The sequence below is a fragment of the Methanosarcina baltica genome (assembly GCF_055394095.1).
The window spans coordinates 2,110,007-2,126,063 of record NZ_AP042463.1 but is presented as its reverse complement, the minus strand read 5'-3'; the positions used below and the strand labels follow the sequence as shown (position 1 = coordinate 2,126,063).

General features: G+C 45.4%; 14 protein-coding genes. 3 read left to right on the top strand and 11 right to left on the bottom strand.

All coding sequences use genetic code 11. The annotated features are described in order from the left end of the window. Positions 1–5 precede the first annotated feature (5 nt). The 5 genes from ACZ5QV_RS09240 to ACZ5QV_RS09220 form a co-directional block, all read right to left on the bottom strand. Positions 6–1,937, bottom strand: coding sequence for a hydantoinase/oxoprolinase family protein (locus ACZ5QV_RS09240; protein WP_464599549.1), 1,932 nt, complete (start codon positions 1,935–1,937; stop codon positions 6–8). A gap of 457 nt (positions 1,938–2,394) precedes the next feature. Beyond that, on the bottom strand, positions 2,395–4,098 hold the full coding sequence (locus tag ACZ5QV_RS09235; RefSeq protein WP_464599548.1) for a DEAD/DEAH box helicase: 1,704 nt from the start codon (positions 4,096–4,098) through the stop codon (positions 2,395–2,397). Positions 4,099–4,233: 135 nt separating this feature from the next. Beyond that, positions 4,234–4,365 carry a hypothetical protein gene (locus ACZ5QV_RS09230; RefSeq protein WP_464599547.1) on the bottom strand — a complete coding sequence of 44 codons (132 nt, stop codon included), beginning with the start codon at positions 4,363–4,365 and terminating at the stop codon, positions 4,234–4,236. Between the two features lie 446 nt (positions 4,366–4,811). Beyond that, positions 4,812–6,740 carry a hydantoinase/oxoprolinase N-terminal domain-containing protein gene (locus ACZ5QV_RS09225; protein WP_464599546.1) on the bottom strand — a complete coding sequence of 643 codons (1,929 nt, stop codon included), beginning with the start codon at positions 6,738–6,740 and terminating at the stop codon, positions 4,812–4,814. Between the two features lie 392 nt (positions 6,741–7,132). Next, on the bottom strand, positions 7,133–7,561 hold the full coding sequence (locus ACZ5QV_RS09220) for a hypothetical protein (RefSeq protein WP_464599545.1): 429 nt from the start codon (positions 7,559–7,561) through the stop codon (positions 7,133–7,135). Positions 7,562–7,763: 202 nt separating this feature from the next. Here ACZ5QV_RS09220 and ACZ5QV_RS09215 point away from each other — a divergent pair, with 202 nt between their 5' ends. Then, positions 7,764–7,946, top strand: a complete 183-nt coding sequence (locus ACZ5QV_RS09215; protein ID WP_464599544.1) for a 4Fe-4S binding protein — start codon at positions 7,764–7,766, stop codon at positions 7,944–7,946. A gap of 113 nt (positions 7,947–8,059) precedes the next feature. Continuing rightward, complete coding sequence (locus ACZ5QV_RS09210; protein ID WP_464599543.1) at positions 8,060–8,365, top strand: carboxymuconolactone decarboxylase family protein; 306 nt, start codon at positions 8,060–8,062, stop codon at positions 8,363–8,365. Between the two features lie 98 nt (positions 8,366–8,463). Here the strand turns inward: ACZ5QV_RS09210 and ACZ5QV_RS09205 are convergent, their stop codons facing one another. The 3 genes from ACZ5QV_RS09205 to ACZ5QV_RS09195 form a co-directional block, all read right to left on the bottom strand. Beyond that, positions 8,464–8,784: a DUF6951 family protein gene (locus ACZ5QV_RS09205; RefSeq protein WP_464599542.1), complete on the bottom strand. Its 321-nt coding sequence runs from the start codon at positions 8,782–8,784 to the stop codon at positions 8,464–8,466. A 126-nt stretch (positions 8,785–8,910) separates the two neighbouring features. After that, positions 8,911–9,141 (bottom strand): thioredoxin family protein, encoded by a 231-nt coding sequence (locus ACZ5QV_RS09200; protein ID WP_464599541.1) that lies wholly within the window; start codon positions 9,139–9,141, stop codon positions 8,911–8,913. A 73-nt stretch (positions 9,142–9,214) separates the two neighbouring features. Next, entirely contained in the window at positions 9,215–10,186 is a 972-nt protein-coding gene (locus ACZ5QV_RS09195; protein ID WP_464599540.1) for a permease, read from the bottom strand. A 258-nt stretch (positions 10,187–10,444) separates the two neighbouring features. Here ACZ5QV_RS09195 and ACZ5QV_RS09190 point away from each other — a divergent pair, with 258 nt between their 5' ends. Next, positions 10,445–11,134, top strand: a complete 690-nt coding sequence (locus ACZ5QV_RS09190) for a peroxiredoxin (RefSeq protein ID WP_464599539.1) — start codon at positions 10,445–10,447, stop codon at positions 11,132–11,134. A 727-nt stretch (positions 11,135–11,861) separates the two neighbouring features. On the opposite strand, the gene ACZ5QV_RS09185 is transcribed toward ACZ5QV_RS09190, so the two are convergent. From ACZ5QV_RS09185 to proB, 3 genes are all read right to left on the bottom strand, one after another. Beyond that, the gene (locus ACZ5QV_RS09185) at positions 11,862–13,526 is read right to left on the bottom strand and encodes an IS1634 family transposase (protein WP_464599431.1); all 1,665 of its coding nucleotides are present in this window, start codon (positions 13,524–13,526) and stop codon (positions 11,862–11,864) included. 268 nt (positions 13,527–13,794) lie between these two features. Then, on the bottom strand, positions 13,795–14,613 hold the full coding sequence (gene proC / locus ACZ5QV_RS09180; protein ID WP_464599538.1) for a pyrroline-5-carboxylate reductase: 819 nt from the start codon (positions 14,611–14,613) through the stop codon (positions 13,795–13,797). Positions 14,614–14,648: 35 nt separating this feature from the next. Then, on the bottom strand, positions 14,649–15,857 hold the full coding sequence (gene proB, locus ACZ5QV_RS09175; RefSeq protein WP_464599537.1) for a glutamate 5-kinase: 1,209 nt from the start codon (positions 15,855–15,857) through the stop codon (positions 14,649–14,651). Positions 15,858–16,057: the final 200 nt, after the last annotated feature.

Genomic DNA, 16,057 nt, shown 5'->3' with positions numbered 1-16,057 from the left:
CTGAGTTAATGGGATTTTTCTTTCCTCATTCCCACACCCACAACCAGCAGTTTCGTCTCCATTGGAGGATGAGCCCAGCCCTCGGGGGACATTGTCTTTTTCTCAACGGAGAGTTCCACCTGGCTCCCGCTCAGGCCACATTCTTTCATATAGTCGAGGACGAGGCCTTTCCCGATTTCCGTGGCTGTGTCCAGGGCGTCCCCGTACTTTTCGAACTTCCGCCTCCCGCCCGGGGAAAATATCAAAAAGTTTTCGTCCGGGGCTGCGAGGTTCTCAGGCCTGATCAGGATCTCGACCCGTTTGATCCCTTTTCCCACAAGGGCCCCGACAGCGTTTCCGACTTCCGCGTGTTCGGGGACCAGGATATCGGCATCGATAATTTCTTTCAGCTCTTCCCGGTAGGCCCGGACAGGGCCTCCGAGGAGGACCACGGGGGTCTTCAGCCCAAGCCTTGCAGGGTAGCCTTCATCAATGATTTTCGCAAGCGAGGCCTCGGGCACTCCTTTCAGGACATAAGAAAAGAGGCTGAGTGCCATATTCCTTGCAACCCTTTGCTTTACCGCGATGCAGAACTCATAGGGAGGCAGGCGCATGAGTCTTGCAAGCCTTTCGGCCCCAAGAACGGAGGCTTCCTCAACCCACTCCGTATATTCCCCGAGTACATGCAAAGCGTCAGTTGGGGTAAAGCCTATTGCCTGCACCAGCCGTTTCTGGATCAGGCAATCAAAGACTTTTGGGAGTATGTCTTTTTTAATCAACCTTGCAATCTCAGGGACCGATATGGGTTCTTCGCCTATCGTGGCCAGAACCTCGGCTTCGGTTTCGCTCATTTCCCCTGCCGGGTAGCCAGATCTTACGAAAAACTTTGTCGGCTGGAAGTTTTCGCAAAGGTCGTCTCTGAGGGGTATGGGCGTTCTCCGGAAAGTGTTCAGGAAATCCGGGTATTGGGCCGCGGCCACACAAAGGGGCACGACCCTGCGAGGGCCTATGAAAAGTTCCCGGCCTTTTGTCCAGATATGACTGTCTCCGCCCGTGGCTGTGGTTGCCATCCGGATGGCTTTTACCCGGGTCTGCCAGCCCCCGACAACGGCCCCTTCCTCACTCAGGTCCGGGACCCCGGCTGTCATTGAAGAGACGTCCGTACTCGTCCCGCCCACATCGATTACGGCGCAGTCTGCCTGGGCCGAGAGCTGTGAGGCCCCCACAAGGCTTGCGGCAGGGCCTGAGAAGATGGTCTCGATGGGTTTTTGAAGGGCGTCTTTGATCCCCACCACCGAGCCGTCACACCTGAGCATGAGAAGCCTTGCGTCAATGCCCCTGCCTTTCATATCTTCGATGACGGCCTGCACGAAACGGCGGGTAATCGGGATTAACTGAGCGTTTAAAAAAGCTGTCACGGCTCTATCGTAGGCTCCGAGCTGCTGGGAAAGTTCGTGTCCGCAGACCGCGGGCAGGCCCGTAAGTTCAAGCACCCGGTCTCTTGCCGCAAGTTCGTGCTCCGGGTTCCGGGTACTGAAATAGGAAGAGATCGCAAAAGCCGAGACCTTATCCTTGACCCGCAGGACAAAGGCCTCGATAGCTCCGAGGTCGAGAGGTTTTACTTCTTCTCCGTTGTGGTTGTGTCCCCCATCCGCAAAAAGGACGTGCTTCGTGGGCAGTTCCTTTTCAAGCGGATGGTCTCCGATAAGAATGAGGCCGACCGGGAAACCGGTCCCTTCCAGAATGGTATTGGTGGAAAGGGTGGTGGAAACCGAAACCAGTTTCACCTCTTTAAGGTATTCCGGGTTCAGGCCGTCTATTACGTTCTTTATTCCTTGCTGAAGGTCGGGATAGGTGGTGAGCGCCTTGTTGGAATCAACAATCACGCCATCCGAGTCCCTAATAAGCACCGCATCGGTACAGGTCCCGCCTGCATCGATGCCCAGACTGTACTGCATAATTAGGCTCCTTTTTTTATTGGTTTTTTTAGTGGATCTGGTGAGGGATATTAAACCCATGTTAAATTTCGGTTGAGTTCCCATCAGGTTCCTGTCAGGTTTCTTTCAAGTTTTTTCTAAGTTCTTCGGTTGGACAATATGTTATGTCTAATGAACATTAAATAATATTAACGTATTTTGATTGTCGCTGTTAACTTTATATATCGTAATCACAAGCGGTTTTCGTCTTTTTTGAAACATTCCAAATCCGCAAATAAGGTTTTCATAACTTCAAATGGATGTGGATTTTTTGAATAGGATTTCCTTGAAAAAAAGATTAATCTGAAAAAAATCAATTTCCCTGAAAAACGTCTCGGAGTGCAGCCAACTATTTGAAAAAAGAAACTATATAAAAATTGAAAAAGAATTGAAAAAGAATTAAAAAAGAAGTTAAGGGGGATTCAGGAAACACTTAATTTTATGCTTTCCCAGATCTTCCTCTCTGCTTTTTCTCTCCTCTGCCGTCTTTTTTGCTGTCCCCTCTGTTGTATCCTCTGCTGTATCCTCTGCCTTCTCCTTTGCTGTATCCTTTGTTATCTCCCCTGTTTCTTTTCTGGGCGATTTCCACAAAGGGCTTTTTCCCTTTTGTCCTGTTTTTGAACATTTCAAGCAGGACTTCGGCCTGGGCGAAGGGGACGGTTACGAAGGAGAAGTGGGGGAAGATCTCGATATCCCTGGCATTAATTTCTCCTTCTCCAGCTTCCTTCTTTATAAATTCACAGAGTTTTTCGGGGGTCATGTCGTCAGCTTTTCCCATTGCCACGAAAAGGCGGGCTTTGCCTTTCCTGTCCACATAGGAATTGCTGTTGATCTCGGTATAACTGCTCTTGTCAAAGGTGTCCTTGAAGGTGTATTTCAGGAGGGCGGCCAGGACTTCTTCCTGGGGGTACTCGCCTAGAAGGGTCTTGCTCATCGCAAGGAAGTCGCCGTATTCTCCTTCATCCATGATGGCCTCAAGCTCGGTTTTTACTCTTCCTTTCCGGGCCGTGATAACGTCCTCTATTTCAGGAAGCTGGCCTTTTCTCATGTTGGACTTCGAGGTGTTCTTTATGTAGGTCAGCCGCCGGAATTCCTTGTGAGTTACAAAGGTAATTGCGGTTCCCTGTTTTCCTGCCCTTCCGGTCCTGCCTATCCTGTGCACGTAGGATTCGGGGTCCTGAGGGATGGAGTAATTAATGACATGAGTCAGGTCTACGATATCGATTCCCCTTGCAGCGACATCGGTTGCCACCAGGATATTGAGCTTCTGTTTCCTGAATTTCCTCAGGATCCTTTCCCGTTCCTGCTGGGTCATATCCCCGTTAAGAGCATCGGCTGCATAGCCCCGGTCCCCGAGTTTCTGGGCAATCTGGGTGGTGTCGTTTTTTGTCCGGCAGAATACAAGTCCGTAAAACTCATCTTCCATATCGATGATCCGACAAAGGACATCGAACTTGTTGTTTTCCCCAACCTCAAAATAGATCTGCTCGGTCAGTGTTTCTACTTCTTTATTTGCAACAGCCACATACTCGTAATTTTTCATGTGCTTTTTCGCAATCCCCAGAATTGGCTTTGGCATTGTTGCGGAAAAGAAGAGCATCCTTTTGTCAGGACCCGTTGCTTCCAAAATTTCCTTTACGTCATCAATAAAGCCCATGTTCAACATCTCGTCGGCTTCATCCAGCACAAAATACGAGATATTTTTAAGAACCAGGCTTCTTCGCTTGATGTGGTCGATAACCCTTCCCGGGGTCCCGACAACGATGTCCACGCCGCTTTTGAGCAGCTGAAGCTGCCTGCTCATGGACTGTCCTCCATATATGGGGGCGATGTTCAGTTTTTTGTTTCCTCTAAGGGAATTCAATTCCTCGGAGATCTGAATTGCAAGCTCCCTCGTGGGAGTAAGAATGATTGCCTGAACGGTTTTTGATTTTTCCGGAATTTTTTCAATAATAGGAATCCCGAAGGCTGCAGTCTTTCCGGTCCCTGTCTGGGCCTGTCCGACAATATCCAGATCTCCTCCCATAAAGAGAGGGATGATCTTTTCCTGGATAGGGGTTGGTTCTTCAAATCCTTTATTCTTAAGGGCGTTCATGGTACTCTCTGAGAGTCCAAGAGCTGCGAATTTTGATAATTTTTCCATATGCTCACTCTAATTGAATTATTTGGTTTAAAATTTCACGGATTTCAAAATCCGTCGGATAGTATTCTTTGCTGCATCTCTGATGCATCTGTGTTGCATATCTACTGCATCTGTGTTGCATACTGGCAGCATCTTTTACGGCAGGGCCTCGCCGGGACAGGTGCAAAAAACTGTTTTTCCTGACAGTCTTTTTCTCTTGCAGTCCCCATCAGCAATCTCTTTTTTAGATCTATTTTTTAAGAGCGATTCCAGATCCCTCTCTTTCAAAGTCCCCTGTCGTACTTACGCTTGCTTTAATCAAAACCAGGCACAGTTCCAGTTGAAAAGAACAGATCAGAATACCTGAACAGGCGGCCGTGTACATCTTTAAATTCCGGAGGAAATTAAAAACCGGATGCCGCAAACAGTGATTAAAAACCAGGAAAGTTTAGTATCGGTATTAACAAAACTTAATCAGTAAATTTATGAACATTTTGTAAGTTCCGGTTATTACTTTTGCCTTCGTCCCTGGAAGCAGGCAGTAAAAGGGAAGCCCACTTCAAACCTAAGTAATCCCCTACACGGTTTCCCAGTATATAACCTTTATCTATCCCCATACCGTATTTTTCAGAAAATTATCTTATAAACAGGCCAAAAAACCTTCCTAAAAAAAAGCCTGAAATGATCCTCAAAAAAAGAAAAGACCTTCCTTTGTCTTTCGACAGGAAGGCACTTTACGCGCTTTCGTAGGTTCCGGTGCCCAGGAAGATCAGTTTTGTCTCCATTGGGACTTTCCAGCCGTCCGGCAGGATTTCTTTTTTATCGATATCGATCTGGATGTTGTTCGGGTCAAGGCCTGACCCGGTCATATAATCCAGAATCAACTCTTTCCCCAGTCGGTTTGCAAAGTCCAGGGCCTCCTTATAAAGGTCAAAGTATTCCCTGCCTTTTTCGGAGAACACGTAGAAAGCCATATCCGGGGCGGCCAGGGAAACAGGTCTAATAAGGATCTCAACCCTCCGGATCCCCTTGGCTGCAAGGGCTCCGACCGCGTTTCCAACACTTGCGTACTCGGGCACCAGGATCTCCGCGTCCAGGATTTCGTTCAGTTCTTTCCTGTAAGCAACAACGGGCCCTCCTATAAGGACCACCGGGATCTCCACCTTGAACTTCGTTGGGACCCCCGGGATGTCAAAGATTTTCCGGATCTCGTTTTTCTCAATTCCTTCCAGGAAGAAAGAAATGAGGTCTGAAGCCATGTTTTTTGCGAATTCCTGCTTTATGTACCGGGCAAATTCGTCTCCATTTAGACCTCCGAAAAGGAAGCCAAGCCTTTCCGCACCTATTATGGAAGCCTCACTTTCCCACTGAGAATAGTCCCCGAGCACATGGAGAGCATCCGTTGGGGTAAAGCCCACGGCCTGGATCAGGCGTTTCTGAAGCAGGTTTTCAAGATACATGGTGGACGGATAGGTCCCCAGGCGGTTGTACATCTCGGTAATCGAGGTTGGGGTTTCTTCGATTGCGTCCAGCAATTTTTTCTCCCCGTCACTGATTTCAATCGCTTTGTAGCCACTTTTGTAGTAGAAGGTCGTGGGCTGGATGTTGGTTCCAAGAATTCCTTTTGAGGGGACGGGGTTTGCTTTCAGGAGTTCCAGGAAACCGGGGTACAGGACCGCGGCCCTGCAGAGAGGGACCACTCTTCTCGGGCCGATGTATGCCTTCTTTCCCCTGACCCAGATATGGCTGTCTCCACCCATGGCCGAGGTCTCCATCTTGATTGCCCGAACTCTTGTCTTCCAGCCCCCGACAACGGCTCCGGCCTCGCTCATTTCAGGGACCCCATTTTTGATCAGGGAGATATCCGTGCTCGTCCCACCCACATCTATCATGGCACAGGTCTCTTTTTTACTCAGGAAAGCCGCTCCCACAAGACTTCCCGCGGGACCTGAAAAGATGGATTCGATGGGTTTTTCCAGAGCTTTGTTTATCCCCACGACCGAGCCGTCGCATTTGAGCATAAGGACTCTCGCGTCCATGCCCCGGCGTTCGGTTTCATTTACAACGGTCTGCATGAATTTTTCGGATATAGGGATTAACTGGGCGTTGAAAAAGGCGGTTATGGCCCTTTCAAAAGCCCCGAGATCCTGGGAAAGTTCGTGAGCGCAGACCACGGGCAGGCCGGTCAGTTCCAGAATGGCCTTTTTTACTTCCACCTCGTGTTCGGGGTTTCTGATGCTGAAAAATGACGAGACCGCAAAGGCCGAGACCCGGTCCTTTACTTCAAGCGCGAACTTCCTGACGGCTTCAAGGTCAAGGGGATCTGCCCGCTCTCCGTTGTACTTGTGGCCCCCGCTTACCTGGATGTAGTGAGTGGTCGGGAGTTCCTGGGCGATGTCGTAGTTTCCCACAAGTATCAGGCCCACGGGAAAACCCGTGCCTTCAAGGATGGTGTTGGTGGAAAGGGTTGTGGAAACGGATACTACTTTTACGTTTTTCACATATTCTTCATCCAGCTCGTCAATTGCGTTTTTGATTCCTCCGAGCGGGTCAGGATAGGTGGTAAGGGCTTTGCTTGCAGCAATAACAGTATTATCCGAGTTTCTAAGAATTACTGCATCGGTGTAGGTGCCCCCTGCATCAATGCCAAGGCTGTAGTGCATAATCAAATAACTCCTTTTTTAATCCCTGTTCGGTTTCTCCGGATATTTTTAAATTATATTGTTTAGTATTTATTATTTTTTAACTCCCTTTCTGTACTGTGTCCAAAGCAAGACTAAATAATACCAACGATTAAATAAACGTTACTAATATATTTTGTCACTGTTAACATTAAAAAACCGGCTATTGAATACTTTTTTTAACATAATGAAAAATCCATATTCAAAAAAAAAATCATTTTCCCTGGCGAAATTTCCTGCAAAAAAAGTACTTTTCCTGATTTATCTGCCAAACTGTTTATATTTTTTATCAAATTGGTTGCAGAATCAGGAGTGAATTGTAACAAAATAGTGAAGTGATGTGCTTAAGAAAGAATCAATCTCTTTCGAAGTACTCAACACCAGCCGTAAAGGTGGAGTTGAGCTGTCAGCATGTCTTTTAAAAGGTTCAGCCTCTCGGTAGATTCCCTGACCTGAACAGGTCTTCCCAGAAAATCTTCCCTTCCGGCCTTCTCCTGAAGAAAAGCAAGGTTCAGAAGGTCCGCAAAGTTTGTGCACTCGTCCAAAAAATGAATAAAAAGTCGCCTGGATTCTATAAAATAGGCCGAGGTACTGAAATCCGATAGCAGGGTATTTTCGTATAGAACCGACTGTTCCAGACTGGCCGCCTGCTCTCTGGCCTCCAGGTAGTCCTGGCCGCTCAGGGCCTCGCCCGTGTCCCTGAGGATCACTCCAACCTTCTGGAGGAAAAAGGCCACTTCAAAGGCCCATTGGCGATCGACTCCGGCCTGATTATCAGAAGGATTTGTTTGTCCTGTGTTCATTCCTGCACGTCCTTTTTTCTAATTTATTTTACTTATTTTATTTTTTAGCTCATTTTCCTTAATTAAGTATTCTGGGACCAATAGATAAAAAATTACCGAAATTTATCGGTGCAGGAAAACCAGAAAACCATGGTTTTTCCAAAGGTATATTTGCCCCCTTTCCCATTATTTCTTTCAATTCTTTAAAAACGGATGTTAAAAAATGGTAAAAATAGAAGTTGACAAAGAAAAGTGTAAAGGCTGCGGTTTCTGTGTGGACAACTGCCAGCACCGTGTACTGGAAATTCAGGACGGGGTATGTGTGCCCGTCAAGCCTGAAAACTGCAGGTTCTGTATGCTCTGTGTTTCGGTGTGCAAGCAGAAGGCCCTAAAGATTATTGTTTGACTTCCCACAAATCCCCTTCACAGCTCAATTTTTAACTTGCCAACATTTAAACAGGTTTTTAAACATAGTGTTCCTCTTGACCTCTTGTATTTCTATTGACTGGAGGATTAGTCATGGCCTTTATGGATGAAAGAATACCTGAAACCGTAGAAGCATTCGGAAAAATGAGGGAAGTTATTTTCAAAGATGGAGCCCTCGATACCAAAACAAAGTGCTTGATTGCAGTATCTTCAGCTCTCCTCATGCGCTGTAAGCATTGTGCAGATTCACATGCAAAACAGGCCCTTGCCGAGGGGGCCACAAAAGACGAGGTTGCGGAAGCCATCTCAGTTGCAATGTTCATGGCGGCCGGCTCCCAGTTCGGGTGGGCGAACGAACTTGATAAAAGCGTGTATGAGAGAACTTTGGACGAAATATAATCTGGAATAGGTAGATGGGAAGGGAGGCCCTTTCCCTTTCCACAGGGGTTTTCAGGCCCTTTTAAAAAGAACTTTTGGAAAGGGCCTGTAACCCTTAATCAAACCTCATCAAACACAATGCTGAGGCTGCCTACTTTTTTAGCCAGAGATTTTGCGATGAATCCGCTTTCAAGCTTGCAGAGGTTAATTATCGCACAGGGTACGAGGCAGTTTGAGGAACAACCGGCTTCCTGGGCTTTTTCCATTACGTAATTGTCTTTGATGTCCAGAATTTCCATCATCGGGACTTCAAGATGGGTCATTTTCTTTATGTTCTTGCAGGGGGTTTCGATGTCTACGATGATTTTATCCTTTTGCAGGGTTCCGGAAATTTTGTGAGTAAAACCGCAGATTGTGGAGTTCACTGTAAGTTTAGTCAATTTATCACCTCTAATTTAAGTCACCTCTATTATATTCAACTATTTATATAAGATGTTAGACATATCTATTTTTCCCGGGGATTGTGGTATTTTCAAGGATCAGAAAAATTGCCCAAATCCAATAATTCAGGCAACCCATTCCAGAATGTCTTTTTCAGTCGGAACCTTCCCGGCAATTTTCACGTCTCCGTCAATTACCACGGCCGGGGTAACCATGACGCCGTAGTTCAGGATGGTTTCGAAGTCCTCAACTTTGACAACTTCGGCCTCAATGCCAGCTCCTTTCAGGACTTTTTCAATGGTTTCTTTCGTTTTCTTGCACTTTACACATCCGGTTCCGAGAATTTCGATCTTCATGATTTTTCACCGCTCCATTATATTTTGATTCTTTTTGATTTCTTTAGATTTCTGATTTATTATTCCGGTAGCTTTACAGCAATATATTGAAAAGGTAGCCCGTAAAGATAATTGAGACCGCCACAATCGCGACGAAGATTCCTATCAGCTCTTTTTTCAGCACCTTTTTCAGAATAATCATCTCGGGGAAAGAAACAGCCGTAACTGACATAAGGAAGGCCAGAGCCGTCCCGATGGGAAGTCCTTTCCCAATCAAGCTCTCGACGATTGGGATCATGCCCATGACGTTTGAGTAGAGGGGAACTCCCAGGAGAACCGCAAGCGGGACTGCAAAGAGGTTGTCCTTGCCCGCGTATTGTTCGAGGATGCCTTCCGGGGCATAACCATGGAAAATTCCACCTATGCTGACTCCTATTATTACGTAAATCCAGATCTTGCTAACGATTTCTTTTACACCTTCAAAGGCGACAGCGATCCTTTCTTTCCCGCTCAGATTTTCCGGCCCGCCTGCCTGCTGGCCCACTTTTATTTTGTAAACGAATTCCTCAACGTATTTTTCAAGCTTCAGGACCCCAATCAGGTAGCCTCCAAAAACCCCGAGCACGATGCCCGAGACTACGTAGATCGCGGTGGCTTTAAAGCCGAGTGTGGCCCAGAGCACGGCAACCGCCGCCTCGTTTACCAGAGGGGAGGTGATCAAAAAGGAAAAGGTCACTCCCAGGGGGACACCGGCTTCCACAAAACCTATGAAAAGGGGAACGGACGAGCAGGAACAGAAAGGGGAAACCGTTCCGGTTAGGGAAGCCAGCAGATGGTAACGCAGGCCTTTCTTTCCTCCGAGTACTTTCCTTGTTTTTTCCGGGGTGATGTAGGTTCTTATGAAAGAGATTGCGAAGATCATCACTGAGAGCAGGAAGAAGATCTTCAGGACATCGTAGATAATGAAGTTAACACTGGCTGCAAGGTGCGTTTCCGGAGCGATGTCGAGCACTGCGTAGGTCACTTTGTCTGCAATCCATTGAAATGGGTAAAAGATGTCAGTCATTTTTGTTTCCTTCTTTTCGCTTTATTCTCCGGTTTTATCTCTGGAATTTGATATCCATTTAACATTATATCAACATATATTGATATTACAATACTTTGATATAAAGTTTTCGTTTGAGGATAAACTGGTTGGAATTGCCCCTGCTTGAAGCAGAATAATACATATACTTAGGATATGATGATGTTTATACAATAAAATAGATGTTTACTAAACTCTGCAACAAGATATCAATTAATTATTTTAAGAGAGATGAGACAGATGGAAGATACCGAGAGTGAACAGATACATATGCCTCTCATAGGGGACGATGCACCGGCCTTTGAGGCCGTAACCACCCAGGGAATAATCAAGTTTCCGGACGACTACAAAGGAAAATGGGTCATTTTTTTCAGTCATCCTGCGGATTTTACACCCGTATGTACTACCGAGTTCATGACCTTTGCAAGCATGCAGCCTGAATTTAAGGAAATGAACACCGAGCTTATCGGGCTTTCCATAGACAGTATCTTTGCCCACATAGCCTGGCTCAACAGGATAAAGGAAAAAATCGAATACAAAGGAATGAAAAACCTTGAAATCGAGTTCCCTGTAATTGAGGACCTGAGAATGGAAGTTGCCAAAAAGTACGGCATGGTCCAGCCCAACGCCTCAAGCACCCAGGCCGTGAGGGCCGTTTTCATCATCGACCCGAAAGCAAAGGTCAGGGCAGTCCTATATTATCCCCTTGCAAACGGGAGAAACATGCAGGAAATCAAGAGGCTTGTGATCGCCCTTCAAAAGAGCGACGCCGAACACATTGCAACCCCTGCCAACTGGCAGCCGGGCGATGATGTAATCATCCCGCCTCCCAGTTCCATGGAAGGGGTAAAAGAAAGGCTCAAAGAAAAGGAGAAAGATATGTATTGTCTTGACTGGTTCATGTGCCTGAAAAAGGACAGTTCGAAATAATCCTCTAATTCTCAAATTTTTTTCCTTTTTTTTTTCGTCTCCTTAGTTCCTGTTTTTCATGGTTTTTGTTCCACTTTCGGGTTTTTATTCGGTTTTCAGGTTTTTAGTCCACTTGAGCGAGCAATGCGAGCGAAAAGGGGGTCCCCATGCTGTTGCGATTTCATCACAACTTCCAGATAATCTTTGATTTCCTGTGATCCCGAAACTGAACTCAGGAAGCTGAATTCGGGGTATCAAAAAAGGATAAAAAAGGGATTAAGAAAGAAGAAAAGTGAAGGGATCTCTCACCCCCATAAGAAATCCCCCACTTGCGGGAAACCGAAGAAGGTCCAAAAACTCCGGTTCCTGCGGTTCATCGTGATTGGATTCCCTGATCAGGACGTAGCATCGGTGGAAAAGAAAGCATTATGTTGGAAGGGATATGCCTCTCCAATTAAAGAAACATGGTATGTCAGTATGAAGTTTGGACCCCCATCCAGCCCACGATACCCTTAGCTCCTAAAATTATCAGGTAAAGATATGATTGGGGGTACTGATATATATCATTTACTGATATTTGTAACAAACAATCATTAACAATCTTACTATAATAAGGAAGATATCGAGGAAATTGGACAAGAAACAATACAAATATTTTAACTTTACTTTCAAAGATGCATGTTTTTCCGTTATCAAGCGGCTTTGTTTGTGTGGGCCTAAGGAATGAATAATCCTACTGATGACGTTTTTATTGGGGTGGCAGGTAATTACCCAGGTTCAAGAAAGAAAATAATGATGCTTGCTTTGTACTCATCTCTTCCAGAATAATATTACACTTATTTGATTCTTTATCCTGGATAACTGCCAGCCTAATTTCGGACAAATTTTCAATTAGTCTTCTCATAGAAAGACCATATCTCTTTGTCTCCCAGGCTAAATATCTGTAGAAAAGTAAGCCAATTATAGACAGAAATACGTGAACTTTGATATTTTCATCTTTGTGGTGGTACACCGGTCCCACAGGGACAAGCAGGTGATCATTCAATAGCTTAAAATCATCCTCTATAGCGCCTTTATTGTTGTATGTTTGCACAATTTTTTTAGTGTGCCAACGGTGCTTATCTGTAAATAGTATATTTTTTCCTAATGAATTTTCGCGCTTATTTTTATTCTCTTCGTCAATCCAGAACTTTAACTGAGGTTTTTTCTTACCTTCAGGAGCATCAGTAATTTCATATTTCACCATACTTCTGTATTTTTTGATAATAATGTCTGCAACCTCTTTTTCTACACTGCTCCTGTTTCTTGCTTTTCCTCTGTTGCTTTCCAGTCTCCTCTGTAGGTCTTCCAGATTCTCAGTTATTTTTGACATATTTGACTCACAAGTTCTTTTTTGAAGTTTGTGAGTTCCTTCATTGAAAGTAATTACTGTTGTAAATTCTGTCCCGTAAAACTGATGCTTTGTCCGATAGCCATAAATTTTGTGGCCTTCTGAGCTTTCATATAAAAATTGATATTTAGATAATGGCACTTCAAGAAGATCATCTGCCTGATTTGCTTTTACAGCCCCTACAAAATTCATCTTTGAAGTTGCTTTTTCAATGTTGTCCTTTGAATTGTTTCCCTTATCAAAAACAAGAACAAGGTCTTCCGAACAAATATTCAATTCGGTTAGACGGTTTACTATTTTGTCAACCAGACCTGAAAATTCCTCTGAATCATGCACATTTCCTGGATATGTCTCGTGAATAAAAGGTAAGTTGTAATCATTAGCAGCCAGCGCTACAGATACCTGATTTTTGTCTTTACGATGCTTTTTGTTATACCCTTTATGAAGCAATTCACTTTTTTCATCATAATTGGTAGCATAAGTGAACCAGTTTGATTCATCCACAAACAGTACTGAAGGGGTTAGTCCTTTTTCGATGAGAACTCGGCACAAATCGTCTTCAATATTTTTCATTGTGTCGGAATCAATGTAATTCATATGATTCAAAAAATTCTGACAATTTAATTTATGAGGGAATTTCCACTTAAAAGATAAGGCCGATTTTTTGAACCATTCCCCAATACCGTTTTCACTTAAAACTCCATGAGATTTCCCCACTATATCAAGTAAAAGATACTCTCCGACACTTAAACCATCGATTGATTTTTTCATAGTGTGCTTGTTCACTATGTCAACGAATCCAAGCTCTTCATTCACATGAAGAAGTGCGGCAAGTTTGCCGTACTCAAAAGATTTCAGTTTCATGTAGGGCAATGATTCACTCTGTTTTTTCATTTCAAATATTTTTTCGGCATTGCCTAAATATATCTGAAATATAGTTTTCACTTTTCCATCAATTCTGCCAGTTTTAATAATATACCAGTATTTTTTACCGTTGATTATTTTCTGTTTTAAAAAAACCATGATATAAATTTAGGTTCTACGTATATAAAGATATTTCTTCAAAAAACAGATACAATAGGCTTTTTAAATGTAATTTAGAACTTAGGCCTTACAAATATTTTTTTTAACGGATCTTCCTTGCCACTGATTTTTGTGGCAAATCAAGGCAAAAATAGCTCTTCTTTGAAAGCTGAGTTTAAAATATGTTACCTGAAAAAAAGAGGGTATTAGCTGATTTTATGCTCTGAAGAAAGAAAAAAAGGTAGAAAGGGGAAAATATAACTTGTGCTTATTTTTTCCCAAGTTCTTTTGAGCGTTCACTTGCCTTAATCACAGCGTTCATAAAGGCGGCCCTGACTCCAGCCTCCTCCAGAGCATGGACTCCCTGGATGGTTGTGCCCGCAGGGGAAGTTACCATGTCCTTGAGTACCCCCGGGTGCATACCGGTCTCAAGCACCATTTTCGCGGCCCCGAGCACTGTCTGAGCGGCGAGGGCCAGAGCGCTTTTCCTATCAAGCCCCTCATAGACGCCCCCGTCGGCCATGGCCTCGATCACCGGAAATATGAAGGCCGGACCGCTTCCTGAAAGCCCGGTTACGGCGTCCATCAGGACTTCGGGGGTTCGGACGGCTGTGCCGACCGCGGAAAAGAGTTCAAGTGCGATTTCCAGGTCCTCGGAGTTTGCGTTTGCGCCCGGAGCGATTCCAGAAGCCGCCTCCGAAACCGTGGCTGCGATATTGGGCATAACCCGGATGACCCGGCTGCCCTCGGGAAGAGCTTTTTCATAGGTTTCCAGTGGTACTCCCGCCGCAATCGAGATTACGAGTTTGCTGCTGTCTATTTCCGGCCTGATATTATCAAGCACTGCCCCGAGAATCTGGGGTTTTACGGCAAGGACTATGATATCGGAATCCCTGATAATCGGGATGTTGTCCGTGGAAACCCTGATTCCCAACTCATCCCTGAGTGCATTTAAGCCGGGTTCATAGAGGTCGCTTGCTCCAACCTGAGTCGGCTGTACGATTCCTGCTTTTATGATTCCCCGGATTAGAGCAGAACCCATCATGCCTGCTCCTATAAACCCGAGTTTTTTATTTTCAAGTGTCATAAGAATATCTCCGCTTTTTTTAAAAAAATCCAGATTTAAGCTGAAGGCTTCGAATCTTCATGGAAAATTGATTCGGGACTTTCCAGAAAACCGATATTTTCCGTTTTAATAACATTATCGGAAATCCTGCAGCCCGAAAAGCCCTTACAGCCAAGAAGCTCCTCTATCCGATCAGTCTGGGCCCCTTTTATTATCATAAGTTCCCCGGAGCTGTAATCCGTAATTCCTTTTGCAAAGGCCCTGCCTTCACATATGAGTTTTACTATATCGCCCCTTTCAAAGGTTCCGCTTACGCCTATAATCCCTGCGGGAAGCAGACCCATGTTCCTGAGAACGGCGTCTTTTGCTCCCCTATCAACTTCGATTTCCCCAGAAGCCCGCGCAAGAATAATCCAGCGAGTCCGGTTTTTCAGTATATGGTGCTCCGCAAGAAAAAGGGTGCCTATATTTTCCCCCGCAAGGAGCCTCGGGACGATGTCTTCGACTTCACTGTTTGCAATCACCGCATAGCAACCGGCCATGCTGCAGATCTTTGCGGCCTTGAGCTTGGTCCTCATGCCTCCAACGCCCTTGAAGCTTGTAGGGTCTCCCCCGTAACTCTCGATTTCAGGGGTTACCTTTTCGATTGTATCCAGGAGCTTTGCGTCAGGGTGTACTTTCGGGTTTTTGTCAAAAAGCCCGTCGATGTCCGAGAGAATCACCAGGAGATCAGCCTCGATTTTGCTTGCGACCATGGCGGAAAGCCGGTCATTGTCCCCGAAGATTGCCTCGATTTCATTCGTACAGGTACAGTCGTTTTCATTAATGATAGGCACTACCCCATAGTCCAGCAGGGTGTTGATACTGTTTTTCAGGTTCAGGTAGGTTACCCGATCCGAATAGAAATCATAGGTCAGGAGGATCTGGGCGACCTTTATCCCGTGCTCTAAAAAGGCCCGGCTCCAGTCCTGCATGAGTATACTCTGCCCGACGGCCGCAGCCGCCTGCCTGATCGGGATTTCTCTGGGTTTGGGCGCAATTCCCAGTTCATTGAGGCCGACCCCGATTGCTCCGGAGCTTACAAGGATGATTTCCTTTCCCTGTTTTCGCAGTTCCGAGACCTGGGTTGCAATCCGGGCCATGAAGTCGGGGTCCACGCTGCAGTTCTCTTTCGTGCTGTCGCAGTCCTTCCTGGTAATCGAGGAGGTCCCTATCTTGATAACGATTCTGTTTACATCGCGGAAAAACTGATTTCGGTCTGTCAAAAGTAAGGCCTCTGAAGAGTCTTTTTGGGACGGCAGCAAGGGCTGGGAAGGTAAAGGGGAAGAAAGTGACCCCCCTTCTCTACTTCACTATGGTTCACTGCCTTCATTTATTTTTCGTGATTTTTCGGTTCAGCTGTATTTCGATACATTATAATTATTTAAATATATTAATATAGCATCCGAATTCGGGGACTTATCTC